At 57.7% G+C, this 26,205-nt stretch carries 22 protein-coding genes and 5 pseudogenes; 16 read left to right on the top strand and 11 right to left on the bottom strand.

Translation table 11 applies throughout. From position 1 onward, the window contains the following. The 3 genes and pseudogenes from AC1RQ9_RS14255 to AC1RQ9_RS14265 all read right to left on the bottom strand — a co-directional run. Positions 1-981, bottom strand: a 981-nt coding sequence (locus tag AC1RQ9_RS14255; protein ID WP_485987480.1) for an aldo/keto reductase, incomplete at its 3' end; no start/stop codon positions are given. A gap of 206 nt (positions 982-1,187) precedes the next feature. Then, on the bottom strand, positions 1,188-1,958 hold the full coding sequence (locus AC1RQ9_RS14260) for an alpha/beta fold hydrolase (protein WP_034929695.1): 771 nt from the start codon (positions 1,956-1,958) through the stop codon (positions 1,188-1,190). Positions 1,959-2,041: 83 nt separating this feature from the next. Next, positions 2,042-2,408: pseudogene (locus AC1RQ9_RS14265) on the bottom strand (TetR-like C-terminal domain-containing protein); the annotation flags it as partial. Positions 2,409-2,453: 45 nt separating this feature from the next. Between AC1RQ9_RS14265 and sthA the strand changes: the two are divergent. The 10 genes and pseudogenes from sthA (at position 2,454) to fghA (ending at position 10,002) form a co-directional block, all read left to right on the top strand. Next, a complete protein-coding gene (gene sthA, locus AC1RQ9_RS14270) occupies positions 2,454-3,890 on the top strand; it encodes a Si-specific NAD(P)(+) transhydrogenase (protein WP_061276393.1) in 1,437 nt (478 codons plus the stop codon). Between the two features lie 124 nt (positions 3,891-4,014). Then, positions 4,015-4,245, top strand: a pseudogene (locus tag AC1RQ9_RS14275) (transposase domain-containing protein); the annotation flags it as partial. Further along, a pseudogene (locus AC1RQ9_RS14280) lies at positions 4,239-4,529 on the top strand (IS3 family transposase); the annotation flags it as partial. The pseudogenes AC1RQ9_RS14275 and AC1RQ9_RS14280, both read left to right, overlap by 7 nt. A gap of 108 nt (positions 4,530-4,637) precedes the next feature. Continuing rightward, a pseudogene (vapB, locus tag AC1RQ9_RS14285) lies at positions 4,638-4,838 on the top strand (type II toxin-antitoxin system VapB family antitoxin); the annotation flags it as partial. Further along, positions 4,839-5,249, top strand: coding sequence for a type II toxin-antitoxin system tRNA(fMet)-specific endonuclease VapC (gene vapC / locus AC1RQ9_RS14290; RefSeq protein ID WP_061276389.1), 411 nt, complete (start codon positions 4,839-4,841; stop codon positions 5,247-5,249). It begins immediately after the preceding pseudogene. A gap of 358 nt (positions 5,250-5,607) precedes the next feature. Beyond that, on the top strand, positions 5,608-6,978 hold the full coding sequence (locus AC1RQ9_RS14295; RefSeq protein WP_130732834.1) for a DUF7986 domain-containing protein: 1,371 nt from the start codon (positions 5,608-5,610) through the stop codon (positions 6,976-6,978). A 284-nt stretch (positions 6,979-7,262) separates the two neighbouring features. Further along, complete coding sequence (gene frmR, locus AC1RQ9_RS14300) at positions 7,263-7,538, top strand: formaldehyde-responsive transcriptional repressor FrmR (RefSeq protein WP_025829448.1); 276 nt, start codon at positions 7,263-7,265, stop codon at positions 7,536-7,538. A 41-nt stretch (positions 7,539-7,579) separates the two neighbouring features. Continuing rightward, positions 7,580-8,689, top strand: coding sequence for an S-(hydroxymethyl)glutathione dehydrogenase/class III alcohol dehydrogenase (locus tag AC1RQ9_RS14305; protein WP_039733241.1), 1,110 nt, complete (start codon positions 7,580-7,582; stop codon positions 8,687-8,689). 59 nt (positions 8,690-8,748) lie between these two features. Beyond that, positions 8,749-9,150, top strand: coding sequence for a VOC family protein (locus AC1RQ9_RS14310; RefSeq protein ID WP_039733238.1), 402 nt, complete (start codon positions 8,749-8,751; stop codon positions 9,148-9,150). Between the two features lie 24 nt (positions 9,151-9,174). Then, positions 9,175-10,002 carry an S-formylglutathione hydrolase gene (gene fghA / locus AC1RQ9_RS14315; RefSeq protein WP_087609083.1) on the top strand — a complete coding sequence of 276 codons (828 nt, stop codon included), beginning with the start codon at positions 9,175-9,177 and terminating at the stop codon, positions 10,000-10,002. Positions 10,003-10,177: 175 nt separating this feature from the next. On the opposite strand, the gene AC1RQ9_RS14320 is transcribed toward fghA, so the two are convergent. Further along, positions 10,178-11,074 (bottom strand): LysR family transcriptional regulator, encoded by an 897-nt coding sequence (locus tag AC1RQ9_RS14320; protein ID WP_082084838.1) that lies wholly within the window; start codon positions 11,072-11,074, stop codon positions 10,178-10,180. Between the two features lie 101 nt (positions 11,075-11,175). Here AC1RQ9_RS14320 and AC1RQ9_RS14325 point away from each other — a divergent pair, with 101 nt between their 5' ends. Next, positions 11,176-11,535 (top strand): YciI family protein, encoded by a 360-nt coding sequence (locus AC1RQ9_RS14325; RefSeq protein ID WP_039733242.1) that lies wholly within the window; start codon positions 11,176-11,178, stop codon positions 11,533-11,535. Further along, positions 11,532-12,152, top strand: coding sequence for an NIPSNAP family protein (locus AC1RQ9_RS14330; protein ID WP_039733240.1), 621 nt, complete (start codon positions 11,532-11,534; stop codon positions 12,150-12,152). The genes AC1RQ9_RS14325 and AC1RQ9_RS14330 overlap by 4 nt, the downstream gene beginning before the upstream one ends. Before the next feature lie 197 nt (positions 12,153-12,349). Here AC1RQ9_RS14330 and AC1RQ9_RS14335 read toward each other — a convergent pair whose 3' ends face one another. The 5 genes from AC1RQ9_RS14335 to AC1RQ9_RS14355 form a co-directional block, all read right to left on the bottom strand. Then, positions 12,350-13,276, bottom strand: coding sequence for a ketopantoate reductase family protein (locus tag AC1RQ9_RS14335; protein WP_159264363.1), 927 nt, complete (start codon positions 13,274-13,276; stop codon positions 12,350-12,352). Positions 13,277-13,362: 86 nt separating this feature from the next. Next, a complete protein-coding gene (locus AC1RQ9_RS14340) occupies positions 13,363-14,808 on the bottom strand; it encodes a tyrosine-type recombinase/integrase (protein ID WP_159264364.1) in 1,446 nt (481 codons plus the stop codon). A 378-nt stretch (positions 14,809-15,186) separates the two neighbouring features. Beyond that, on the bottom strand, positions 15,187-16,287 hold the full coding sequence (locus tag AC1RQ9_RS14345; protein ID WP_130732964.1) for a Fic family protein: 1,101 nt from the start codon (positions 16,285-16,287) through the stop codon (positions 15,187-15,189). Between the two features lie 87 nt (positions 16,288-16,374). After that, positions 16,375-16,884 (bottom strand): dienelactone hydrolase family protein, encoded by a 510-nt coding sequence (locus AC1RQ9_RS14350; protein ID WP_278534033.1) that lies wholly within the window; start codon positions 16,882-16,884, stop codon positions 16,375-16,377. Positions 16,885-16,993: 109 nt separating this feature from the next. Further along, positions 16,994-17,134, bottom strand: a complete 141-nt coding sequence (locus AC1RQ9_RS14355) for a hypothetical protein (RefSeq protein ID WP_199858430.1) — start codon at positions 17,132-17,134, stop codon at positions 16,994-16,996. 946 nt (positions 17,135-18,080) lie between these two features. Here AC1RQ9_RS14355 and AC1RQ9_RS14360 point away from each other — a divergent pair. Further along, positions 18,081-19,418, top strand: a complete 1,338-nt coding sequence (locus tag AC1RQ9_RS14360) for a site-specific integrase (RefSeq protein ID WP_217420568.1) — start codon at positions 18,081-18,083, stop codon at positions 19,416-19,418. Then, positions 19,408-20,187 carry a segregation and condensation protein A gene (locus AC1RQ9_RS14365; RefSeq protein ID WP_485987481.1) on the top strand — a complete coding sequence of 260 codons (780 nt, stop codon included), beginning with the start codon at positions 19,408-19,410 and terminating at the stop codon, positions 20,185-20,187. The genes AC1RQ9_RS14360 and AC1RQ9_RS14365 overlap by 11 nt, the downstream gene beginning before the upstream one ends. Positions 20,188-20,192: 5 nt before the next feature. Here AC1RQ9_RS14365 and AC1RQ9_RS14370 read toward each other — a convergent pair. Beyond that, positions 20,193-20,724: pseudogene (locus AC1RQ9_RS14370) on the bottom strand (IS5 family transposase); the annotation flags it as partial. Between the two features lie 56 nt (positions 20,725-20,780). Next, complete coding sequence (locus tag AC1RQ9_RS14375; RefSeq protein WP_217420345.1) at positions 20,781-23,204, bottom strand: TonB-dependent receptor; 2,424 nt, start codon at positions 23,202-23,204, stop codon at positions 20,781-20,783. 424 nt (positions 23,205-23,628) lie between these two features. Between AC1RQ9_RS14375 and tauD the strand changes: the two genes are divergently transcribed. Beyond that, a complete protein-coding gene (tauD, locus tag AC1RQ9_RS14380) occupies positions 23,629-24,480 on the top strand; it encodes a taurine dioxygenase (protein ID WP_217420346.1) in 852 nt (283 codons plus the stop codon). Further along, positions 24,477-25,859 carry an amino acid permease gene (locus tag AC1RQ9_RS14385; protein ID WP_254511915.1) on the top strand — a complete coding sequence of 461 codons (1,383 nt, stop codon included), beginning with the start codon at positions 24,477-24,479 and terminating at the stop codon, positions 25,857-25,859. The genes tauD and AC1RQ9_RS14385 overlap by 4 nt, the downstream gene beginning before the upstream one ends. Positions 25,860-26,205: the final 346 nt, after the last annotated feature.

The following is a 26,205-nucleotide window of genomic DNA, read 5'->3' on the forward strand; positions in this document are numbered from 1 at the left end:
GCTGTCGAGTACTGCCATCTGTTTCGGATCGTAGCGTTCCCCGGCTGCGGCCCCTTTGGGAATAGCCTTCTCGATAGCAGCCAGATCACCGGGCGTCAGCGTAAGATCAAGCGCCCCCAGCGCCTCGGAGAGCCGATCGCGCCGGCGGGCTCCTACAAGTGGTACAATATCGTCACCCTGTGCCGCCACCCAGGCAATTGCCAGCTGGGCCACGCTTGCGCCCTTGGTGGCTGCCATTTCGCGCAATGTCTCCACGAGAGCCAGATTGCGCTCGACATTGCCTTCCTGAAAGCGGGGACTATGAACCCGAAAGTCCCCTGGACCCTTTGCTCCTTGCCAGTGCCCGCTGATCAGACCACGCGCGAGCACGCCATAGGCTGTTATGCCGATGCCGAGTTCACGACAGATAGGAAGAATTTTGTCCTCGATGCCACGTGAAATCAGCGAATATTCAATCTGAAGATCGCTGATCGGATGGACGGACGCCGCGCGCCGGATGGTCTCCGGGCCAACTTCCGAAAGCCCGATATGCCGGACATAACCAGCCTGAACCATCTCGGCAATGGCGCCAATAGTCTCTTCAACAGGCACTGCCGGGTCCAGCCGTGCAGGGCGGTAGATGTCGATATGATCAAGCCCGAGCCGTTGCAGGGTATAGGCCAGGAAGTTCTTCATGGCGGCAGGCCGTGCGTCGTAGGAACCCCAGTTGCCACCCGGGTCGCGCATCGCACCAAATTTGACGCTGACGAGGAATCTGTCGCGAGGAATATCCCTGATCGCCTCACCGATCAGCATCTCGTTATGGCCCATGCCATAGAAATCGCCGGTGTCGAGAAGCGTGATCCTGGCGTCCAGCGCGGCATGGATGGTAGCGATGCTTTCTTTCCGATCAGCCGGACCATACATGCCGGACATGCTCATGCACCCAAGACCGATTTCGGATACCTGAGGGCCGCTCTTGCCAAGTTGCCGCAATTTCATATTTGAGAAAAATCCCTGTTTCCTGAAGCAGAACCCTACCACACAGGCTATATTTCGATAACCTCTCTTCCGTTTGGCTTTTTCGTCCTTTGGAACACACGAATGTTTCGTTTGATGGAACAAATGGACAGGCGATAGTCGCCTCATGCCAGACATTGGGGAATCAGAAAGGGATTTCTCTGACGGGACATGAAACTGCATGGCCTTCAGGCAGTAACGCGATTCATGAAATCCTGTAAAAAGGGAAAAACACGTTCAGGCATGTCTTCAAGTAACGTATGTTTCGCGAAGGGTAGGTTAAGCAATCTGGCACCTTTAACCTGCTCAGCAAGCTCAAACGCCTGTTGCCGCGACACCAGCATATCGTCGTCACCATGCACGACGAGCAGAGGACACCGGATGTTTTTTACAGACGCGCCGGGATAGGCATCTTCGTCGCAGCCGAGCCACATATGCGTCGCCGCCTTGAATAACTTTTCGAAATCCGGTTCGGGATTTTCCGCGTTGTAGACCGATATTTGATTCCCGAACATCCCACGCCATTTTTCAAGATTGATCTTCTGATAAATCTGCCGGACCGGATCATTTTCCGGCAACACCCAGTGCGCGCCGACCGCTATGACGAACTCTGGTTGTACGGCATGAGATGCAGCCAGACGAAGGGCGACAATGCCACCGTCACTATGTCCGATTATACCGGATTGTTGCAGCCCCATCGCGTTAAGAACCGCGGTAAAATCATCCTGAAGCTGTCGATATGTCAGGGGGGCCGTCCCGATACCAGATCGACCATGCCCGCGCGTATCAATAGCAATCAGCCTATAATCTTCTGCCAAGTACTTTGCGAGCGGAATGAAATCCAGCCGGCTCTGCAAGCCGCCATGAAGCAATATAATTACTATTCCTTTCGGGTTCCCGGCTTCAGAGACGAACAAATTTGTATCGCCAACTGATACAAACTTCCCTGTATCAAACATTCGATGGCTTTCATAAGGCTGGATTACTCTGGATCGTGCAGCGAGATTATCACCGGTAAGGCCACATTCTCAAGGTTTCACGATGCCTGGTTTGCTGCCGTCAGGGCGCTGCTGGCAACCGGTCGGAAGCTTCCGTCACGTTGTCCTCTTTCCAGAAGACCCGGAAGACTTCCGAAGGTATTCATGGCCGCATCATGTAACTGGGGCTATCGTCTTGCCGACATCGGAACTGAACATCAGCCGATAAAGACCGGGATATTGACAGGCAAACTGGATACAGGCCTGCCCCGCTGCCATGAATTGCATGCACGTTAAAGACATCGCTTCTGTCATGCTCTTCCCACGCCTGACGAAATCGATCCGGGCCACTTCCAGCAGGGGAAAGGTCGAGTTCTGGTCCGCAGCCATCATGGCCGGCGAAATCCCGCATATGATCCGTGCGTTAGCCATACAGGCACGACATGGGCCGGAACAGTCCGGTTTGGGGGATGGGGCATGACCGAGACATATGATTATGATCTGGTCGTGATCGGCAGCGGCCCGTCAGGCAGGCGGGCTGGGGTTCAGGCGGCGAAACTGGGTCGATCCGTGCTGATTATCGAAAAAAATACCCGGGTTGGCGGGGTCTGCGTGCATACCGGCACCATTCCGTCCAAAACCCTGCGGGAGACGGTCCTCAACCTGACAGGCTGGCGGGAGCAGGCTTTCTATGGCCGGGCTTATCGTGCCCGCAAGGATATAACCATAGCCGACCTGAACAGTCGCCTGCGCAAGACCCTGGATTATGAAGTCGATATGCTGGACCACCAGTTCGCCCGCAACGGCATAGCGGTTGTGCATGGCACGGCACGGTTCGTGGATCCGCACCATATTACGATCACCATGGACAACAGGGTTGCGCGGACCGTGTCGGGTGACAGGATCATTATTGCCGTCGGTACCCGCCCGCACCGTCCGGCCAATGTGCCCTTTGACGGGACGGTCGTGCTGGACAGCGATGAAATGACCAGCCTTGCGCGCCTGCCACGTTCCCTGACGGTAATTGGCGGGGGGGTGATCGGTATTGAATACGCGACAATATTCAGTGCGCTGGATGTGCAGGTGAGCGTTGTCGAGGCACGTGACAGTATTCTGGGTTTTGTGGACCGGGGCATCATTGTCGACTTCATGCATCAGTTATGCGATCGCGGAATGCGCTTCAGGCTGGGCAGCCGGCTGGATTCAATCACGGTCGCGGATGGACAACCCGTGGCCCTCCTGGCCGATGGCGGGCAGATCCGTTCTGATATCCTGCTTTATACCGGCGGACGTTCCGGGGCTACGGATCAACTCGGGCTTGATGCATGCGGTCTGCGGGCCGACAGTCGCGGCAGGTTGCAAGTAGACCCGAAGACGTTCCAGACAGGTGTCGCGCATATCTATGCCACGGGGGATGTCATCGGTTTTCCGTCCCTTGCTTCCACATCGCTGGAACAGGGGCGTATCGCAGCGTGCCATGCTTTTGGCCAGACCGTGCCGCCAGCCCCTGAATTCTTTCCTTATGGGATATATTCCGTGCCTGAAATCTCAACGGTCGGCATGACGGAAGAACAGGCAAAGGAAAAATCCATACCGTATGAATGCGGGATCGCACGCTTTCGCGAGACATCACGCGGGCATATCGCAGGCATGCATTCGGGGATGCTGAAACTGGTGATTTCCCTTGAAACCCACAGGCTGCTCGGGGTGCATATAGTCGGTGAAAGTGCCACGGAACTAATCCATATCGGTCAGGCCGTGCTTAATTTCGGGGGAACGTTCGACTACTTTATCGATGCGACCTTCAATTACCCGACATTGGCGGAAGCATACAAGATCGCGGCCCTTGATGCATGGAACCGCATTCCCCGTCGCAGGGGGGACGTGGAGTCTCCATCACCCGTGGCGACATGAAGGATCAGCTTTCCTTGCCTCCGCATTGCATGGCACCGGGCCTGCATGCAGGCTGATCTTCTGGCTGGTGAAGAAAGCTGGCAACATCGAACCTGGCGGAGTAAGGCAACTATGCTCTGTAGTCGGCATCGCTCTGGGCAGGAAAGCCTGGTTGTTCGCCGGTTCCGATCGGGGCGGCCCGCGCGCGGCCGACATGTATTCCCGCATCGTCACTGCAAAGCTCAACGACGTCGATCCCCAGGCCTGTCTCGCCGACGTTCTCGCCCGGATCAACGACCAGCCGGTCTCATGCCTGCACGAGTTCCTTCCCTGGAACTGGGAAAACACTCGTCACGCCAATCATACACAGAGGTGATGCGGCTGATCGACGCCCAGTTCCTGGAAACGCCCTATTATGGCTTACGGCAGATGACATGGCATCTGCGCCGCCTGGAACATGAAGTGGGCCGCAAGCGGGTCCGGCGGCTCATGGCGATCATGGGCCTGCGGGCGATTTACCAGAAGCCGCGTACGACCATGCCCCATCCGGAGCATCGGAAATATCCATATCTGCTGCGGGATCTGGTCATCAATCGGCCTAACCAAGACTGGTGTTCCGATATCACATATATTCCCAATCACCTGTCCGGATTGTATGTATGCGGTGCAGAGAGTTCCAAAAATACGGGACATTTTTGTCCAAATTGGATATACACGATACATATCCATGAGGAGGGATCTCCGATGCTGACCCGCACAACACTCTTTCTATCCAATCGCTCGCAGGCGGTGCGTCTGCCGAAGATGGTCGCCTTCGGGGAACAGGTGCGTGAGGTGGTCATCGTGTCCGAAGGTCCACGGCGGATCATCGCTCCGGTCGATGTGGCGTGGGATGATTTCTTTGCGGCTCCCGGGGTGGATCTGGGGGAGCGGAACCAGCCAGCCATGCAGGAACGCGAGGCGCTCTGAATGCTGCGTTACCTGCTGGATACGAACCTCTGTATCCGGGTGTTGCGGGATCGACCGCAGGGGCTGCGTCCGAGGTTCAACAGCTGTGCGGAGGAACTCTGCATCTCGGACGTGGTGCTGTATGAGCTGCTTTATGGCGCGGAACGCTCGTCTGATCCCGTGCACACAAGGCGTGAGGTCGAGCACTTCGCGGCAAGGCTGGCGGTCCTGCCATTCGACAGTGAAGCGGCCGCCCATACAGCGGACATTCGGGCTGCTCTTGAACGGAATGGCCGTATCATAGATCCGTATGATCTCATGATTGCCGGGCATGCCCGGAGCAGGGGGCTGATTGTGGTGACCGGCAATCTGCGGGAATTTCAGCGGGTGGAAGGTCTTCGAACCGAGGACTGGTTGACTGACACGGTCTGACCGGGAAAGGCTGCGGCGAGACAGAATATTGATAAAAACGATTGTTTATCAATCGACTATGTCATGCAGTAGAGCCTCTCTACGAACCCGCTGACAAACTGCAATTTTCTTTGGTTGCAGGCCCCCTGAAACCAGATATGAATCCTTGATTTGACACGATAAACCCGCTCGCACACGGCGGGTTTTTTGTTGTCTGAAATTCCCTGCAGGAAACACATGGGAAACAGATGAAAAGGTAATCCGGCGCAATTTTGTCGAAGGTCACATGTGTGTGAATGTGGGGCAGGGTGCCCTGATGCCTGTTTCGGGATATCGTTCCGGCCTCACCGAGTCAGGTTCAGGAGACGCAGGAGCAGTCATGGCCGCAGACGAACTCACGGGACTGATCCGATATCTCGGCCAGGAGGACTGGCAGGAGTGTTTTGGCGAAGTGCTTGGCGATCACATTGGTCCGGCGCTGGAAGCGGGCGACATCTCCTTCGAGGATCTGGCGGAGATGATCGGCCCCGACGTTGCCATGACGCTGTGGGGCTGCGCCTTCGAGGATTTTCTCGGGCAGGACTGGGATGACGGCCGGAACTTCGTCGACGTTTACCTCAAGCGTCGGAGCTGGAAGGAAGGGCCGCGTAACAGCGCCTACATGCGTGCCCTCAAGGCTTCGGTCATGAGCCTGTATGAAGTCTCGGACATCAGACCCGGCCAGAGCCTGATGGCGCGAGACCTGCTGCGGGGTAGTGATCCGGTTCTGGTGCATGAAGGCACGGCAACCCGGACACTGGAGCAGTGGGACCGGATTGCAGCACGTCTCGTGCCGTCCGATGGGAAGACCATTCTGGCAGGCGGACTGCTCGCCTATTCGCGGGGTGCCTGTGAGGATCTGGCTGCGAACCTTTACAGGGCTCTGCGGAAAAGACGGGGCAAGGCGGAGTTTCCGAAAGTCGATACGCAGACCCTGCGTGAGCTTGCGCCGATGTTCACGCTGACCTGGCTGTTCCGGACGCTGGAGGACATGGCCCGGCAGATGGAGGGGCCAGCTTTGTTCAATGGGGACGGAGAGGATCTGGTCTTCCACGAAGTGTGTTTCCCGCTGGCAAAGGGCGTGACGCAGAAGATGGTGGCGGATGTGCTTGACGGGATGGCAGCCCTGCGGGCAGAGAGCCGGTCATTCTGGAACTGGCTGAAAGAGCCGATGAGCGATCCCGTGCGCAAGGCTGGACGGGATGAAAACGGGCGGTTCCTGCGCACGGAGATGGATGATGGTGCGATCGTGCTGGGCACGCTGGATCTGAAGGGGCGGCAGTTGCGGCTGCAGGTGAACTCGAAAGAGCGTGCCGAACGTGGTCGTGCCATGCTGCAGGTCGGTCTGGGAGATCTCGTGCGCGCTCCGCTCATGCAGATCATGACGCCGGCGCAGGCGATGGAAGAGCGGGGGACGCATGGACGGGAGGTCTCGCCAGAACTGCAGATCCCGCCCGAGGAGGAAGCCCGGATTATCGGGCAGATGCTGGAGCAGCACTATCGGCAGGTGCTTGATGAGCCAGTCCCGGCCCTGGGGGATATGACGCCGCGCCAGGCCGTCCAGACAGCTTCAGGACGTAAAAAGGTGACCATCTGGTTGAAGGATATCGAAAACACTACGGTCCGCGCCCAAGGGAGTGGCGGTGGCATGGCTGCCTACGATTTTGGGTGGATGTGGCACGAACTCGGAATCATCAGGCTCAGGAAATAGTCCGCTTTCGCCTCATCTCGGTCGTTTGGACCACAAGGTTGTTTGCCAAATAGCGGACATCAGCGCTTCAAAGCCTCGTTGCAGAGATTGTCTGGATCTCACTGATTGCACCTATTGAATGATCCCAAGACACAGACAGGCAACCCATGGACGTTATGGTGAAAATTTCAGCAATACGGAATTGTGATCGGATCATATGACAAGCACGTTCCTTATATCCCTTACATACTGCCCCATAGTATGAAAAGGATACTCAAGGGTAGTATATTCGGGAGTAAGCGTTCGTGCCGCACACACCGGCTGAGAAAAAGCGCGTTCTGACCCGCGTGCGCCGTATTCGCGGGCAACTTGATGCGCTGGAACAGGCTTTGGAGAAGGGAACTGATTGCGGTCCGGTGCTGCAACAGGTGGCGGCTATCCGGGGAGCGATCAACGGATTAATGGCCGGTGTTCTCGAAAGCCACCTGCGGGAAGAATTTGTTGAGTGTGCCGGTGATCGTGATGCTGCCAGTGGTTCGATCGAGAATGTGGTGTCACTCGTTCGATCCTATCTCCGGTAATGCCCTCGATGCTGGCTGATAGGTTATTTGGAGAAAAAATCATGAAATCACGGGCCGCAGTTGCTTTCGAGGCGGGTAAGCCCCTTGAGATTGTCGAGATCGATGTAGCGCCTCCTCGTGCTGGTGAGGTGCTCGTGCAGATCACGCATACGGGTGTGTGCCACACTGATGCGTTTACCCTGTCAGGGGATGATCCCGAGGGACTGTTCCCAGCCGTTTTGGGTCACGAAGGCGCGGGAATTGTCATCGAGGTCGGAGAAGGGGTCACCAGCGTTGCCCCCGGCGACCATGTCATTCCGCTTTACACGGCGGAATGCGGTGAATGTCTGTTCTGTAAGTCGGGAAAAACCAATCTCTGCATTTCAGTGCGCGCCACACAGGGTAAAGGCGTGATGCCGGATGGCACGACACGCTTCTCCTACAAAGGTCAGCCGATCCATCATTACATGGGGTGTTCGACGTTCAGCGAATACACGGTTGTCGCCGAGGTTTCTCTGGCAAAAATCAATCCCGCATCCAATCCAGAGCATGTCTGTCTGTTGGGATGTGGCGTCACCACAGGGATTGGTGCGGTACACAACACGGCCAAGGTGCAGCCGGGAGATACGGTTGCCGTCTTCGGTCTGGGCGGGATCGGTCTCGCGGTCATTCAGGGAGCGCGACAGGCAAAGGCTGGCCGGATTTTCGCTATTGATACCAACCCGGAAAAGTTTGAACTTGCCAAAGCATTCGGCGCCACGGAATTCCTCAACCCCAAGGATTATGACAAACCGATTCAGCAGGTTCTTGTGGAAATGACCGGCTGGGGTATTGATCATACATTTGAATGTATCGGAAACGTCAACGTCATGCGCGCGGCGTTAGAAGCCGCGCATCGTGGGTGGGGGCAGTCGATCGTCATCGGGGTGGCAGGGGCCGGTCAGGAAATTTCGACCCGTCCCTTCCAGCTTGTGACGGGGCGTTCGTGGCGCGGCTCGGCTTTCGGTGGGGTCAAGGGACGCAGCCAGCTTCCCGGCATGGTCGAAGATGCCATGCGTGGCGATATCGAACTTGCGCCTTTCGTAACCCACACCATGCCGCTCGAAGACATCAATACGGCCTTCGATCTGATGCATGAAGGAAAATCCATCCGTTCCGTCATTCATTTCTAAGGTCTGCGTCTCACCGCGCAACATCATTTCCAATGGTTGGAAATTACAGGAGAACGATCATGGCAGTTATTTCCGGTGACGGTGTTTTCTCTCATGTTTTTCTTGGGGCAGTGGATACTGCGGTATCCGCGAAATTCTATGACGCCGCGCTTGCGGCTCTGGGCATAAAAAACCTGGGGCCGTTCGGGCATGGGTGGATTCTGTATGGCCGCGAAAAGCCAGCCTTCATCATTGCACGTCCAGGCAACGGTGAAGCGCCCTCAAGCAACGGTGTCACCATCGGTTTTGCAGCAGCGACACCCGCCGAAGTGGAGGCTTTTCATGCCGCAGGTCTTGCCAATGGGGGAGCCGATGAAGGCGCACCCGGTCCGCGAAGCCACTTACCGGGCGCTTACGCTGCCTATCTCCGGGATCCGGCAGGGAACAAGATCTGCACTTATACCTTCACGGACGGTAACTGACATGCGCAAAAGGCAGTGAGAGCCATGGAACGCAAGGAAACACACGCCTCTTTTGGGGGCGTGCAGGAAGTCTGGCGACACAAGTCCGTGTCGTTGGGTGTGGAAGCAAACTTCGCGATCTACCTGCCGCCGCAGGCAAAAACTGAAAAGGTTCCCGTTCTTTACTGGCTCTCCGGTCTGACATGTACGGAGCAGAATTTCATTGGCAAGGCTGGCGCGCAACGCGTGGCCGCAGAACTGGGCGTCGCCATTGTCGCGTCGGATACCAGTCCACGGGGCGTGGGTGTGGCTGATGACGATGCGTACGATCTTGGACAGGGTGCCGGATTTTACCTCAATGCGACGCAGGAGCCGTGGGCTGTGCATTATCGGATGTATGATTACGTCGTCACGGAACTTCCTGCGCTGATTGAGGCGAGCTTTCCGGTTACGCAGCAGCGAGGCATTGCGGGACATTCGATGGGTGGATTTGGCGCCATCATGATCGCGCTGCGTAATCCTGGCCGCTATCGTTCTGTGTCAGCCTTTTCACCCATTGTGGCACCAACGCAGGTACCATGGGGTGAAAAAGCATTCAGTGCTTATCTGGGGCCGGATCGTGCCAGTTGGGCAGCCTATGACCCGCTTGAACTTGTGCGGACAGCGAAGGAAAGACTGCCTGTTCTGATAGATCAGGGTCTGGCGGACCAGTTTCTGAAAGAACAGCTCAGGCCAGAACTGTTCCAGGAAGCCGCACAGAATGCAGGGCAGGAACTCATCCTGAATCTTCGTCCTGATTACGATCACAGCTATTATTTTGTAGCCAGTTTTATTGCAGATCATCTCAGATATTTCGTGAGTAAACTACGATGAATAGATTGTCTGTCTTTTGGGATCCGGAATTTTCTGGCTTTGAGTGGAGATGAAATCTGTTAGGGGCATCTTTCAAACTGTGAAATCAGCTGGCAGCTTGCCGTGTGGGCTTGAGCGTACCGTCGAAGAGCATGGACCTTTCGACGCGCCGGAGCATCGTAGGATATCTCAGATGTCATGGCGGAAAGGCGTTTTGAACTTCGATAACGAAACTCCGCAGTTTTGGGGTCATAGCAGGGCCGGCATTGTAAAGCAGATGCATCGGGCGACCAGGAACTCTCCACTGGGATAGAATGCGGACAAGGCGGCCAGAATCAAGTTCGGGCTTCAAGGCCTGTTCAGAACCCAATACTATGCCCTCTCCTGACAAGGTGAGGGCCAATAGAAAGCCCCAGTCGTTGGACGTCACAGTGCCAGAAACCATGACAGATCGTGTGCAGGTCTTTCGTATAAAGTGCCATGCTGTTCGTACAGAATTTGCAGAGTTTTCGTAGACAAGACACTGATGCCGGGCGAGTTCCTCAGGACTGTCCGGAGCGCCAAATTTTTCGAGATAGGCAGGCGCTGCGCAGACCGTGAGGGAATATGAGGCCAGAGGGCGACTGACGACCGTAAGATCGGGATCTGGCTCGCCAATACGAATGACAGCTTCATGGCCATCCAGCGTCGGATGAACCAGTTGATCCGTAAGGGATACTTGTAATCGTACCTTCGGGAATTTCTTCCGAAAATTATGTAGAAACATGGGGAACATGGTCCGCCCGAAGGTAACTGGTACGCTGACAGCAAGTGTACCACGTGGTTCGCCCAGCGTGTTGGCGGCAAGATTATCAGCACGCTCGACAGCCTTCAGGACGAGATGACATTGCTCGCAGTAAAGACTCCCTATTTCTGTGAGGCTCTGACGACGTGTCGTCCGATGGAGCAGGCGCGTGCCAAGATGACGCTCCAGAGCCTCTATATGTTTGGCCACCATCTGCGGCGATAAGGTCAGACGCTGAGCGGCCGCGGCAAAAGACCCCAGTTCCACAACCTTGATGAAAACCTTCATACTGGTCAAACGATCAAGCATTCATCATCCTCAGTTGTGACTGACATCTTCTATCGACAATTTATCTCTTAAAAAAGAGGAATATGTTGAGCCTGCTGATTGATCGGCAAGCATCTTCTCCGATGGAGCTCTTTAGAATGCCTATTTATCTTGTGCGAATGGATCATCCGGACGGCGACGGGTGGGGGCAGCATGTCGTGGCGCATGTGCTGTATCTCAAGCGCCTCATTCAGGAAGGTAGTCTTCTGGCTTCTGGTCCGCTGAAAGGCACCCCATTGCGGTCAGGTTTTCTGATCATGAAAGGTGCCAATCGGCAGGAGATTGAAGCGATGGTGGCTCGGGATCCGTTCTCGCCGGAAGGTTTGATCTGTGATCTTCGAATTGAAGAGTGGGATCCGCTGTTCGGTTGCCTGTCCAACCTATCGACCGGCAAACCGCCCGTGGAACTGCAATCTCTATTCCCATCCGAAGAACACTCATGATCTATGAAATGATTCGCTTTCGGACGGATGTTTTGGGAGTGCCAGCCCTCTCCCGTCTCCTGAAAGCACGGTTCTCGGATACCCTGAATCCTGTTGCGGGAAGCCTCACAGGGGTATGGCGAACGGAGATCGGTGAACTTGGAACGCTACTCCTGCTGCGTTCCTTTTCCTGTCAGGATGCCTTGCTTAAGGCGCGGCACAGAACACTGGAGTCCAGAACGCCCTTCGGTATCAAGATGAACGACGTTTTAATAGAAGCTGAGGCGTTTGAAGGCTTTCCGTTTCTTAAACCCCCGGAGTTTGGTGAATGTGGTGGACTCTATGAAATCCGAACTTACAGTTTAAAAGCTGGAGGGTTGGAACCGACCCTGAAAGCGTGGCAGAGTGCTCTGAAGCCTGCACAAGCCTATACCCGCCACCTGATCACCAACATGTTCGCGCTGGATGGTGCGTCACGCATCTGCCATATCTGGGCCTTCGACAGCTTTGAACAACGCAATATTCTGCGTCAGCAACATTACGTGGACGGACTTTGGCCGCCAAAAGGAGGGCCTGAGCAAATTATTCATGCCCAGTCCTGCCTTTGCTTACCGGAAACTTTCTCGCCATTACGGTGACGACGAAAAGCTCACAAATGTTCCCATGAATGACTGCTTTGCCAGCCTTGTCGCTTGATAACCGACATTCTGTTACCCCCCCAAGTCAGACGTTCCATTCCGGCTGTTCATGCAGGGAGAAATTATCTTTGAGCAAGGCGGGCATGATTTGTGAAGTGGATATGTCCGCTGGGACGTCGTATCTGCACTGTGCCTCTTCATGCGTGCCTTTGTTGTTCATACACGCGCAGATTCAGATCGGTGAGATCGAGGAGAGGCGTCGGGATCTGATGGACGCGCGCCCGCCTGACCAGGACACCAATAATCTGTTGCGCCTCCACAGGAGCGCCCTGCAGCAGATCCCGGAACATGGAGGACGTCAGGGTGGAGTCCGTTTTCGTCAGGAGACTGACAGTGCCCTTTAGCGCGGCATCCCGCAGGGGATAACCGGCAGCGGCGGCCGTTGACGCACATTCATGGATGACCGCCTGCGCAAAGCCCTGACCTGCTGGCTGGCTGGCGATATCCCCCACGGTTCCGCGCATCAGGCAGCAGATGCTGCCCAAGGCGGCGAGCAGCACCCATTTGTCCCACATATCCTGCAGGATGTGGGTGGAACACACGGTTTTAAATCCGGGGCCCGACAGGGTTTCCGCAATACTGCGCGCCGCTGGCGTATTGCTACCGTCCCGCTCCCCGACGGAAAGCCGGGGAAGGGAGCCCGTCTGGACAATGCGCCCCTGCGCATCAAGCATGCTGACGATAAAGCACGTGCCTCCCATGACCGCGGCAGGGCCAAAGCGGTCTGCCAGAATATCAAGATGCTGCATGCCGTTGAGAAGCGGGACAATCCGTGTCTGCGGTCCCACCGCAGGCGCGAAATCGTTCATTGCAGCCATCAGGGAATAGGCTTTTACGCTGAGCAGGATGATGTCGTAGGGCCCCTCAATCCCACCGGCCATCACCATCCGGGGGGTCATGGTGACGTTGCCAACGGAACTGATCAGGCACAGGCCCCCGGCACGGAGCTGCTGCAGGCGCCTTTCGCGCACCAGAAAGGTCACGTCATGCCCGGCGCTGGCCATGCGGGCGCCAAAATACCCACCCACGGCGCCTGCGCCGACAACAAGAATTCTGGAACCCATGACGCTGTTTCCTCTCTTTGATCCGCCCTGACGTGTTGCGGTTGAGGGCGAGTTGAAGCGCTCTGGCGGCAGGGGTCAAGACAGGCTCAGAATCTCGATCTTCCCGGGTGCCGGGCCTTGATGCTGGCCGCGTCGATATAGGTCTCGACGACCTGAAGGCTTTTGTGCCGCGAGAAGCGCTTCAGTTCCAGGAGATCATACCCGTCTTTCGCCCCCGTGGTGATGGCGCCGCGGCGCAGGCTGTGTCCGCCAAAGTCCCCCTCAAGGTGGGTGTCGCCACAGCGTTTGCGGATGATGTCCGTGACTGCCCGGTCCGACAGGGCGTGCGGCCCGATCCTGGGCGGGGCTCCGACGGGAGTGACTCCCGCCCTGTGGCCCCGCGCGGACCAGATGCGCCGGAAGACCGGACCTTCCGTGATCCCGGCCTGCCGGAGCCAGGTCTCGTATGCCAGAACCGGGCAGTTCCGGGTCAGGCCCCGCGGGATGCCGATCAGAGTACCCTTGCGCTGGGGATCACCCTTGGACCGGCCCAGCCGGATCTGCATGCCATCCTCATCCACCGTGATGTCGTCCACCTTCAGTGCGGCAAGTTCGGAGCGCCGGAACGCGCCAGCAAAACCGATCAGGAGAATGGCCCGGTCCCGCGCACCGACCAGATCATGTGGACTGATGGCTTCGACGACCCGGACCAGCCTGTCCCAGGTGAGCGCGGTTTTCTGGCGGGGCAGAGTCTCCTTTGCCTCCCGCCGGATGCCGGCAAGCGTTGCGGTCACCATCGGGTGGGCGGTGGGTACGGCAATCTGCGCCAGGTGATGCAGGTAGCGCAGGGCGGCCCGATGCAGGTCTATGGTGCTGGTCCTGCGGCCCTGCAGCGCCATGTCGGCCAGATAGGCGGCAACATCCTCGCCGCGGGCCGGCAGGGCGGGCAGGGCATGACCGGCAGCCCAGCGACACCAGGACCGCACGGCGGCGCGATAGGTGCGCAGCGTGTTTTCGGCCTTGCTGCGGTGCATATAGGCATCGGCCGCCTGACGGGCCGTGGCCAGGCGGCCATCATGTTCGGGCACAGGCTGTGTCGAGACGACGGAAAACCATTGCGCGACGGCAGCAGCCGGCTGGCCGACGGGCGCAGGAGGCGATGCGTCTGACGTCCCGGGACAGGCTCCTACGGGCTGGAGCGGCCGGAACCAGGCCAGGAAGCTGGGCGTACCGTCGTCGATTTCCAGTCCGACAGCCAGTTCGAACCCCGATGGGACATCGGCCACATGGTCCTGAGCCATCTGCTGGGCAGCCGACGCATATGGCACGCCCTGGGCGAGGGGGATATCCGGGGAATAGCTACCGTCCGGCAATTCGATGCCCGCCAGAAGCAGGGGCAGGGGCGGGGTGAACCGCGCGGTCGAGAGGATTTCGCGCCAGCGCGCCGGGTCCTGTGTCTCGGCCAGACGCTGTCGTGTCAAATGGTCAACGCGGGCGTGCAGCGCGGCCTGCGCGCGCCTGCTGGAGCCGAGGATGCGGATGTCGCTCAGCATGACCGGCTTTCCCGGTCCGAAGACCCCTGGGTGCAGAAAAGGTGACCGGGGTCGCCCCTGCCTCTTTTCCGCTGGCCCGGCCTAGGCTGGGCGATCGGTTCGGCAGGACAGAGCCGACCGCTACGCGGGCAGCAGGGGAGGGGCAGACAGGCAGGTAGGGTGGAAAGGCTCTGGAACAAGCGCATTTTGGGATTTTTGTCGAAATGCCTCATGAATGGGAACAGAAATCCTATTTTACCAACCACCTATTTGGCACCGTCCAGTTAATCGTGGCAGAAAATGCTATCCAGCGCGGTCGGGAGCTCTGTCAGATTATCCGCGTCCATAAGCAGCGACCTTGAAGGTTTTTTCGTGGCTGAACAGTAAACTACATGTTTGTCAGAGACGAAGAGAATACCGGGCATACCGGTTTTCTCCTGTCCGAATAAGAGCATCAAGCGCCACCAGATCAACCAGATCACGCGTCGCCGTGGCAGACGTCGCCCCTGTAATCGACCGATAATTCTGGGCACTCAGGCCACCTTGAAAACCATCAGGCCCTTCTGCCAGCATTCGAAGCAGGGCCTTCTCCTGACGAATGTTCAGTTTTCCGCGTAAGCGATCCAGAAACCGCGTTTTCTCAATAAGAAACCGGATGTTCCGAAGCGTGCGGGATTGCGCCTCCAACACGACCTGAGAGAACCAGACCATCCAGTTCTCTATCTGGTTCGTCTTGCTGGCCCGATGCAGTTCGAGATAATACGCTTTCTTGTATGTATTGATGGTCGCGGCCAACGCCGTCAGCGTTGGGGCTGCGAGGGTTTGCGCCAATGCTTTTTCAGCAATAGCCCGTCCGATGCGACCATTTCCATCTTCAAAGGGATGAATGGTCTCAAACCACAGATGCGCAATCGCAGCCCGCTCAATCGCGGGCAAGGGGTCGATCCCGCTTGGGGCGGTCCTGTTAAACCAGCCGATAAACTGCGCCATCTCCGAAGGGACGCTTCGAGATGGCGGGGCTTCGAAGTGGATGTGCGGCGCATGGATGGGGCCGGAGATAATCTGCATTGCCTCGGCATGCGTCCGATATCTGCCAATGACATCCAGATCTCGCCGACCGTTCATGAGCATGGCATGCCACTCAAAGAGACTCTGGTCAGTCAAAGGGGCCGCATAATGCCGATAGAGGTCCGCCATCAATTCAGCGGCCCCAGCCTCAGTTGGCGTAGAACGTCGCCTGTCTGTGGCGAAGCCAAGGTGTCGCGCAATCGACGATTGCACACTGGCCCGATCAAGCTCCTCGCCTTCAATAGCGGAGCTCTCGACCGTTTCTTGCGACATGAGTTGAACGACAAGATGCTGATTGGCGTCTTTGTCCAGATGCTGCATCGCACCGACGACCACGCCTGAACCTTTCAGGAACTCCGTTTCGGCGTCTCGCAGACAGCTTTTCTCGAAGTGAAAATGTGGCCAGTCCGGAAGCTGCCAATTCCAAAGCATGATTGATATCCCAAGGCTCTATCAATCATTCTATCGCATTTTTATGATTGATAGAAGTCTAATCTATCGATCCTTCGGCGTGACGGATTATGCTGCGTATGAACCCAGAGTGGCCCGCAGCATTCCATAATGTTCACTAAGACGGACATCATATCCGCCGTTTTCTGATGAAGGCGAGATATTCCCAACAGTAGATAAATGGTGCGGATCTGGTTCGCTCTTCCACGCAATCTGGACCGAAGCGGGACATTCATCCCGGATCGTCAATGCGAGGAGAAACTTTTGTCGAGCCATATGCATTGACCAGGCATCTGCCTGCGCATCGTACCGGCATAGGCCGGATGAGGCCACGGCCTCCTTTTCGGTGAAGCAATGGACAGCATGGCCGATGGCGAGAAACTGCCACGGGGCAGGGCTGCCGTACATTTCGGTCAGGAAGCCGTCAAACTGGGAGCTGGTCGAGGTATCATCCGCCCCGTTCATGGCAAGAACCCGTGCCCGGATCGCATGTGCCAGGGCGGGATTATCCGTCGAGAGATTGCCGTGGAACGCGACCACGGCTGCGATCTCCGGACCGGACCGCGCGAGATCCAGCACGGCCGCGCCGCCGAAGCAATAACCGATGGCGCAAGATGGGTCGTGTCGATTGGTGCCTGCGATACAAACGACCTGAACTGTGCCAGGGCAAAGGCCACGCGACGGCGCATCATGGAACGGTCAGCGAGCAGAAGGGGGATATGGCATCGCGTGCGCCAGCGGCGTCTTTCGGGCGGATCGCGGCGGCATACATATCCGTCAGCAGGATCACGTAGCGTTGCCCTGCGATGTCCTCGGCCTTGCGGATCACGCTCTCGTTGACGCATGAACCATGCGGGCACCATCAGGAGACCCGGCCGCCGCGCGGCAGTCGTGTCGTCGTAGATTAGGACGCAGTCATAACGCGCGCCCTCGAACGTCTACGAAACTGGCCTGTCGACCATGCGGGCACGCGCATGCCCGGAAATAAGGAACGGCAATGCGGCAATGACGAGCGGACGCAAACAGATCATTGACGTTTCTCTTTCGGTTATGGGACGGGCGAGGGGCAGGTCAGATTATCGCATATGCTGTTTTGCGCTCAACCATTGACGGAGTAAAGCTGTCAGGAGATCGCCATAACGGACCAGAATGAGAGTTTTCTTCAGCCCTGTCCGGGATGGACAGGGGGCTTGGCGGGACAAGTCGACGGCGCCCCGTGGGGAGAGGAAAGCAACGCGAGGTTTTCAGTCCAGAGAGTTTTTTGCAGTGGCGTCATCCAAGCATAGCGGGCTGGGGGAGGCTGCTGCCTGGAAGCACTGATGATGCGTAACCGAATTAAGGGTACTTTTTCGCATTAATAAGGATCATTTTTCTCCTGATTAAGGGGAACCTGAATCGGAGAGGATCGCGGAAAACCTGACATTCTCCTTATTAAGGGCCATTCGATAAAATTAGCAGGAATTTCCAGATTTGTCCTACTTCCGACAAGATAACTTATCGGAAGTAAACTTTTGATCGGTCGGAGTTTGCCCGGCGGGGAGGGGAGGGGGAAGAAAGTCGGGAAAACCGGGCCTTTCAGGACAAACCGGGCGCTTTTTCGTTCTCCAAAATATGTTAACATGATACGACGTATTATATGAAGCACAAACGCCTTAATGTTGTCAGGGTCAGGTGGCGCGGTTGCCCGCTGAGGGTGGACGAACTGCCTTCTTCGAAAGCCCGTTCGGGATCGGCCCGTAGGGCGTGCGGGCCGGAAAACCGCGGATCTGATCAGAATGGCTGAGATCGGTCGACCGCTGCAGGCGGCGCGGCCCCCGACCGGCCTGTCGCCGGCCACGGCACGGGCCTATGCGGCCTCCTGGCGCGCCTTTGTCAGGACCCAACCAGCCGATAGCGGCTTTCCGGTCGGCCCTGTGGCGGTGGCAGCGTGGCTGGAGGCCCGGGCGAAGGCGGGACGGCCGCGGCAGAGCCTGGTGGTGGATCGCGCGGCGCTGACGGCGTGGTGTGCCGCCAATGGCGAGGGGCTTGATGTTGCCCTGCCCGCTACGCGGGTGCGCCGGACCGGGGCCGGGGTCGATGCAGCTTCGCTGCTGGCCGCCGCGCGACGTTGCGGGCCCGACCTGCCCGGTCTGCGCGACCGGGCTTTGCTGCTGCTGACGGTCGCGCTGGACATCGGCGCTGAAGCATTGGCGCGGCTGACGGTGGAAGACATCACCGACACGATAGACGGAATGACCGTCGCCCTGCTGCGGCCCCGGTCCGGGCGTCACCAGTTGCGTCGCCTGCGGCGGCGCCGGGATCCGGCCGTCTGTCCGGTGAGGTCCTGGGCGGCCTGGCGCGATGCCGCGCAACTGCGTTGGGGAGCGGCATTCCGGGGGATCGATGCGCACGGCACCGTCGGGGATCCGCTTTCGGTGCCGGGGTTCCGGTTCGTGCTGGACCGGGCACTGAGACGTCCAGACCACCCAGCCCACCGCGCGCGGCGAACAAAATCGGGGTCCCCGCCAGAGTCCCCAGTTGGGACGGCGGCGCGTCGACGCACGACAACGCCCGCCCCGGACTGGGTTCGGACAACGCTGACGGTGAGCGGTCCGGTGGACGTGGTGGCCCGGTTCCGGGCGGCGGCCCATGGGCCGGGGATCATTCCCTGGCAGGTGGATTTTGACTACGAACAGGCCCGCCTGCTGGCACCGATGGCGGGGAAGGGGACACAGGCGGTGACGCTGGCCCGGCTGCTGCGCCAGGCATCCGAACGCCTGCATCGGATCGCCCTGCAGCATCAGGCGGCGGGCACGCCGTCATGCGCGTTTGACCTACATCGGCTGGTGCCAGTTCCCGGTCCCATTCTGGAAGCCGGGTCGGACTCCCGCGCGGCGGCGGCATGGCTGCAGGCGCATTGGGGCACGCTGCTACCGCTGCGCCGGGTGGAGGTCGAAGCCGTGCGCGATCAGCGCGCCCGCCGCAGTGCCCGGCTGGTCTACAGCTTCTGGTCGGCGGAATGGACACCGTGGCAGGCGCTGGACCGGGTGCGGACGGACTGGCCAGAGCTGGTTTTCGACATCCAGCCGCAGTACGCGCGCACTGATGCCGGGAAGGCCACCAATGCCGCCTGACGAGGACGAAGACTGGGGTGATCCGCCGCGTCGGTTGCCGCGTCCAGCGGTGCCGGAATTCCATGTCGAGGGGTTTCACGGGCCGCTGGACCTGCTGCTGGATCTGGCGGAACGGCAGCGCCTGGATCTGGGCATCTTGTCCATTGCGGACCTAGCGGCCCAGTTTGTGGATGAGGCGGAGCGGCTGGCCCAGACCACGCCACTCATGCAGCGCGCGGACTGGGTGATCTGGATCGCCCGGCTGGTATTCCTGCGCTCGCGGCTGCTGTTTGCCACGCAGGCGGAAAAGCAGGTTGCCGAGAGCGAGGCACGCCGGACGGCGGACCAGATCGAGGGGTTGTTGCAGATGCGCGCGGCAGCGGACTGGCTGGAGGCGCGACCGCAGCTTGGCGTGTCGGTTTTTACGCGGGGCGGGACAGATGCGGATGGCAGCGTTTCTGTACGGCAGGGGACGTATTTCAGTCTGATGGAAGCCTGCCTGAATGTGCTTGAGCAGGAACTTTCGCGAGTTGAGACTTCTATTCCTGTTTATCGGATCAATGTGCCTGCATATTGGCGTGTGACAGATGCGCTGGCTCTTGTCCGCGAAAAAATAGCAAACGGGACCTTCCGCAATATATGGGAAGAGTGCATGCCCCCGATGGATTTAAGCGGGCCGGACAGGACTATTGATCGTCGAGCGGCTGTAGCTGCGACATTTGTGGCTGGGCTGGAACTGGTGCGGCAGGGAGATGCATCGATCGATACGGTCGTGTTTCCCATGGCATGATGTTAGCGATTGCAGACGACATAGATCGGTGGGTATGGCAGATCATCAAGCAGGGCGTAGGCATGCGGTAATTCGTGCGCCTGTCCGGGCGAAAGCGTGAATGACATTGCCCTGCCATGGCCGTTCGCGGCTACGCGGACCCTGGTGCCAAATCCTCCACGTGAGCGGCCAAGAGCTTCACAATCCTTTCGGCCTTTTCTGTGCCCCTTTTTTAGCTGCCCCGGCTGCCTTGTGATGGGCACGGATCGTCGTGCCATCGAGAAAGACCATGCCGAGAGCCTGATCCCTGTCTGTGACCTTTTCAAAGAGGCGCTGCCATATACCGAACTTCGACCAGCGAATGAACAGTTGTGCGGCAATCCACCAGGGACCAAACTCAGATGGCAGGGCGCGCCATTTCGCGCCATTCTGATGACGCCAGAAAATCGCGGATATCGTCCGCCGAAGATTCTTCGGTGGGATCTTGCCCTTGGGGCGGACTTCTTCGATCAGCGGCTCCCATATAGACTTGGCCTGATCAGAAAAGACAGACTGCATCATGCTCATCATAAACAGCTATGCAGTCCGTTCTGTCATTCAAGGCCTAACAGGCTCTAGAACTCGGCCTTGACGGAGCCAAAAAACTGGCGTGGCGCACCGAGCAGGATGGACTGGTTATTGAATGCATTTCCATCTGTATTGTCCATGGTAAAGCCGTTCTGCCCCATGGTGGAGACATAGTGGGTATTGGCTAGGTTGTAGATGTTGAAGGCCAGTACGATCCGGTGCACGGAATAGCCTTTACGGGCCAGGCCCACATTGTGGAAGGTGTAGGACATGCCAAGGTCGCTCATCCAGTAAGGGGAAATTTTGTAGTCACCTACATAATCAAAACTGCGGCTGCTGTAATACTGCGCATCGATAAACGCCTGGAAATCATGCCAGTCATAGGACAGGCGTGATTTGTACATGAACTTGGGGTAGGCCACGACCTGATGGTTGCGGGTATGGTAGGTTACACCGCCGCTACTGATGTTTTGGTCATAGACCGAATGGTTATAGCTGACACTGTTGAACAGGGCTAGGCCCCGCACCGGCGTAAGTGTAAGACCGGCATCTACGCCATTCATGGTGACGCCACCCACGTTCTGTACCGTTGCTGTGGTGTTGGACAGGATCGCACCCGCGCCGGTATTGGCCAGGATCTGTTGCAGGCGGTTGTTGAAATTGGTTCGGTACAGGTAAAGGCTGCCCTGTACAAGTCGACCAGTATAGCGATAGCCCATGGCATAGGTCCAAGCTGTCTCGGGGCGCAGGGTATTCCTTACGGAGTCATAGGCCGCCTGCGAGACCGCCATCGGCGCATTGCTCGAATTATAGCCCGATTGCGGGTAGGTATGCGCGTTCTCCGATATGTCCACAAAGACCTGATGGTGCCTGCCCAGGGTCCAGTCCGCACTGATATGGGGCAGGAAAGCCTTGGCCGTGGTCAGGCTGGCATTGGTGGTCAGGGTGGGAAAACGTAGTGACCAGTTTTGCGCATCGCCCACACGGGTCGTGCTGAGGATGGATTTGAACCCGAAATGCAGCGCGAGCGCGTGCACTGGGTGCCATGTATCTTGTACAAAGGCGGTAAAAGTGTTGGTATTGTATTCCTGCCCCCACAACGTACGGTGCGGCACACCACTGAAGCTGCCAAACGGATCGAGTGGCGCGCCCTCGCCGGGCAGGGGCTCCTGGTAGGCATAGGCGTAGGTGGAATAATGATTGTTCTCGTACCATACGCCTGCCGACAGCGCATGATGCCCTATATTGTAGCTGAATGACGATACCCCGCCAAAGCGCTCCACGAAGGGCTTGCGCACCTGTTCGAATATGCGCCCGCCATTCAGGCGGATCGTGTCATCCGCCACGGGGCAGGGACTGGCGGTCGCATCCGTGCAAGCATAGGGGCTGGCATAGGTGCCATGGCCGGTTTCCTCATGCCCGTACAGCGTTGTCTTCCACCGTAGCCGGTTGGTCAGGGCAAGGTCGGCGGTTATGCCGCCAAAGTAATCGCCCGATGTGGCCGTGCTTTCATAATAGGAGGCATCCTTCGCATCGTGCACATTACCATAGGAGGCGGGGTATTGCCCCTCCGATGCCGCATAGGCGTTGTTCCAGGCATTGGGCAGGCCGTAAAAATTATCCAGACCATAGCCGTTATTCTGTAGCCAGTTGGGCGTGTAGTCCTGGTAATTGACCATCTGGAGCTGGTCCCAGTCAAAAAAGGCGCTGATTTCGCTCTGCGTGCCGATAGGCTGGACCAGCTTGGCGTTGACCTGTTGCATGAACTGGTCGCCGCCGCCTTTCCATTTATCAGTATCATTGCGCATGTAGGATACGAAGAATTTGGTGCCTGTGCGGTTCAGCCTGCCTGAATCAAACCGGAAGAAGGAATGGAACAGGGCATTGCTGCCAAAGGTCTGGTTGATCTGGCCGCCGGTCTGGTCACGCGGGGTGGCCGAGACATAATTGATGGTGCCACCAAGGTTGTTGGTGCTGGCCGTCGCTTCCGCGCCTGCGCTCTGGGTGACATCGAGACGCTCGACATTTTCAGCCGAGATGGCCTGCAGGGGGTTGAGGCCATTATAGTTACGGAATGTCGGTTCGCCCAGCGGTATGCCATCAAGCGTCATGCCGATCTCGTTTTGAACAAAACCATGCATGTAAAGCTGGGTTGAATAGGTATCGAGCCCCTGCGGGTCATCGGACTGGAACTGCACGCCGGGAAGCTGGGCCAGGACCTTCAAAGGGTTGGTGCCAGGCACCTGCTGTTCCATGACCTTGCGGGAAAGCGTGACCTGCGGGCCGCGCAGCAGGTGATGGCTACGCACTTCCAGCGCCTCGACCGGGTTGGCGCGTGCCGCATGTCCGCGCGCCGGATGTTCGGGCTGTTTTTTTTGATCGGGAGAGAGAGGGGTGGCTCCCGCCGGCGATATGGCAATGAACGGCAGGGCTGCCAGCCCCAGCCAGAAAAGAGAATAGGTCGGTTTCATCAGGTCGCTCTTGGTCAGGGCTGAGACATGCATAATCAACTAATAAAAATAGTTATTTACCAATCAACTGCTAAAACTACGTCTATATCCGACATAAATTAATTTCAACATACGGAGTCGTGTTAGAAAAATTTATCCGTGCGATTTTCGAGGAACGAAATGTGAATTTCATAACCAATGCATTGTTATATAACGATAAAACAATTATTCAAAAAATATGTGCAATATTTGACTTACGATAAAAAATGGTAATTATGCACGAACGACGATGCGCGGATAGCCGAAGGAGCCCAGAGTCATGTCCCTGCCATCTTCCGACAACATATTGGAAAAATTACCATCTTCGTCATTCCCTTCATGGTCGGGTGCTACAACGATTTATGATAGTGATTTAAGATCCTATCGCCACAGTCGGCAGGACTGGATGGTGGAACGCCTTTCCCCCCATATAGGGGCAGTGGTGCATGGCCTTGACCTTGCGGCACCTATCTCCGCCCCCGCCATGCAGGATATCAGGGAACTGCTGCTACGCCATCAGGTGCTTTTCATGCGTGAACAGGTGCTGACCCCACATCAGCATCGTGATTTTGCTGGCCGGTTCGGCGCGCTGCATATCCATCCGGTCTTTCCCGCCGTGCCGGGGGTGCCTCAGGCGATCGTGCTCGATACAGCGCGGAACGACCTGAGGGATAATGCGCTGTGGCATACGGATGTCACCTTTTCCCCGACACCGCCGCTGGGGGCTGTTCTGGTGGCGCGGGAACTGCCACGGGTAGGCGGCGGAGATACGCTGTGGGCCAGCGCCACGGCGGCCTATGAGGCCCTTTCCGCCCCTATGAAGCAGCATCTTGACGGTCTGACCGCCCTGCATGATTTCACCCGCTCCTTTCCACTGTCGCGTTTTGGACGGACGCAAGGCGAGCGTGCCCACTGGATGGAGATCCGCAACAGCCACCCGCCGGTAGAGCATCCCGTCATCCGCGTGCATCCTGAAACGGGACAGCGCGCCATCTTTGTCAATGAAGGGTTCACATCGGAGATCTGCGATGTGGAACCCGAGGAAAGCGCGGCCCTGCTGGCATTTCTTTTCCGGCACATGGCGCGGCCGGAATTTCATATGCGCTGGTCGTGGCGGGAAGGGGATGTGGCGTTTTGGGATAATCGTATTACACAGCATTATGCCGTTGATGATTATCGTCCCCACAGGCGCGTGATGCACCGGGTAACCATTATGGGTGACCGGCCGGTCGGCCCAGCCGAAATCCCGGCTTCATGACCACACTCACACCGGACAGGTCGCCTGCCGTACAGGGCGCGCGCAGGCTGGCGGGCTGGCATGTCGCGATGATTTCCGTGGGGGGGATCATCGGGGCCGGGCTGTTCGTCGGCACTTCCGCCACGATTGCAGCCTCCGGGCCTGCCGTGCTGCTGTCGTATCTGGGGGCGGGAGCAATCGTGTGGTGCGTCATGCTGGTGCTGGGTGACCTGACCCTGCGGCATGATGCGCGTGGCTCCTTCATTTCCCATATAGGTGCGGCGCTTGGGCGGCGCAGCGGTTTTGTGACCGGGTGGAGCTATGTCTTTTTATGGGTGGTGACGGGTGGCGCGCAGGCGGTTGCCGGCGGAATGATAATAAGCGATCTGTGTGGCATTCATCCTTTGTCGGGTTCGATGGGGCTTGTGGTCGTGGCCCTGCTGCTCAACATGCTGCCGGTGCGCGCCTATGGCCGGAGCGAGGCTGTACTGTCCATTCTCAAGCTGGCGGCGCTGGCGGCTTTCATGGTGCTGGGCGTTGCGTGGATGGCGCATACGCCGCACGCGGGCGGCCAGATACGTGAAAACCTGCTTGGGCATGGCGGCTTTTTTCCACTTGGCATATGGGCGGTTCCGGCGGTCATCCCCATGATCGTGCAGACCTTTACCGGCTGCGAGATCGCCTTCGTGGCCTCGGTGGACAGCGCGGACCCGGCGCGTAACATCAGGCGCGCCATCACACGGCTGCCCTTTATCGTGCTGCTGTTCTATCTGGGGTCCGTTCTCATGATCGTATGCCTGCGCCCGTGGACGGAGGTCGTGCCGGGTCATTCGCCTTTCCTGCTGGTCATGCGTTATCTGGACATTCCATTTGCCGAAGGCGTTGCCATCGGCATGACGCTGATGGCCGTCATGTCCTGCCTTAATTCATCGAAATATGTCGTCTCGCGCATAGTGCGCGAACTGGCAGGCCTTGGCTGCGCTCCGGTCCTGCTGGCGCGCGCAACGCCCGGTGGCGTGCCCGTCATGGCCGTTATCCTGACCACATCCCTGGAAATCCTGATTATCCTGTCGGCTGCATGGTCCCCCTCGCATGTTTATACGGTTCTGCTCGGAGCTTCGGGAAACCTGATCCTGTTTTGCTACTTCATGGCGGCCCTGGCCTGCCTGCGCATGAGTCCCATGTGGGGAGGGACTCAGATTTTGGCGTCCCTGTGCATCCTTATTATGGCGTCGCTCTTCATATCCATTCCATTTTACCCAGACCTACGTTTGGAAGGTCTTATTGCGTTGATAATTGTATCAACGATCTATGCTTCAGGTTTTGTTTTCCAGTTAAAGCAGAAAAAAACGCATGGGCACGGCAATCATGACGCATTGCGATACGACACCAGTCCTTGAGCTTTCCAAAGTCGCTGTTCATACGAATGCCTGTCGTGAGGTAAGTGTCTTTTTCCGGAGCGTAGAGGAAGTACAGGCTGGAACGGCCATTATCGGAAGAGCTTCCCGGAAATGGACGCTTATTTGTCCTTCTGTCAGAAGCATGGCGGGGAACTGCTTTTGTACGGAACAGGGATGCGTGTTTTTGATCATGAGGGAATTGGGGGCACCGCCTGTGCCATCAAAATTGCGTGAATCTTTCCGAATATGCTACCCGCTCCAGCGAATGAACCGCTTATGGGGTGCCTGATAAGGCACAAACCCTCTGGGCACATTCTTCGGCTGCCGTTCATGATGCATGATAGAG

The sequence above is a fragment of the Komagataeibacter ossonobensis genome (genome assembly GCF_057359305.1).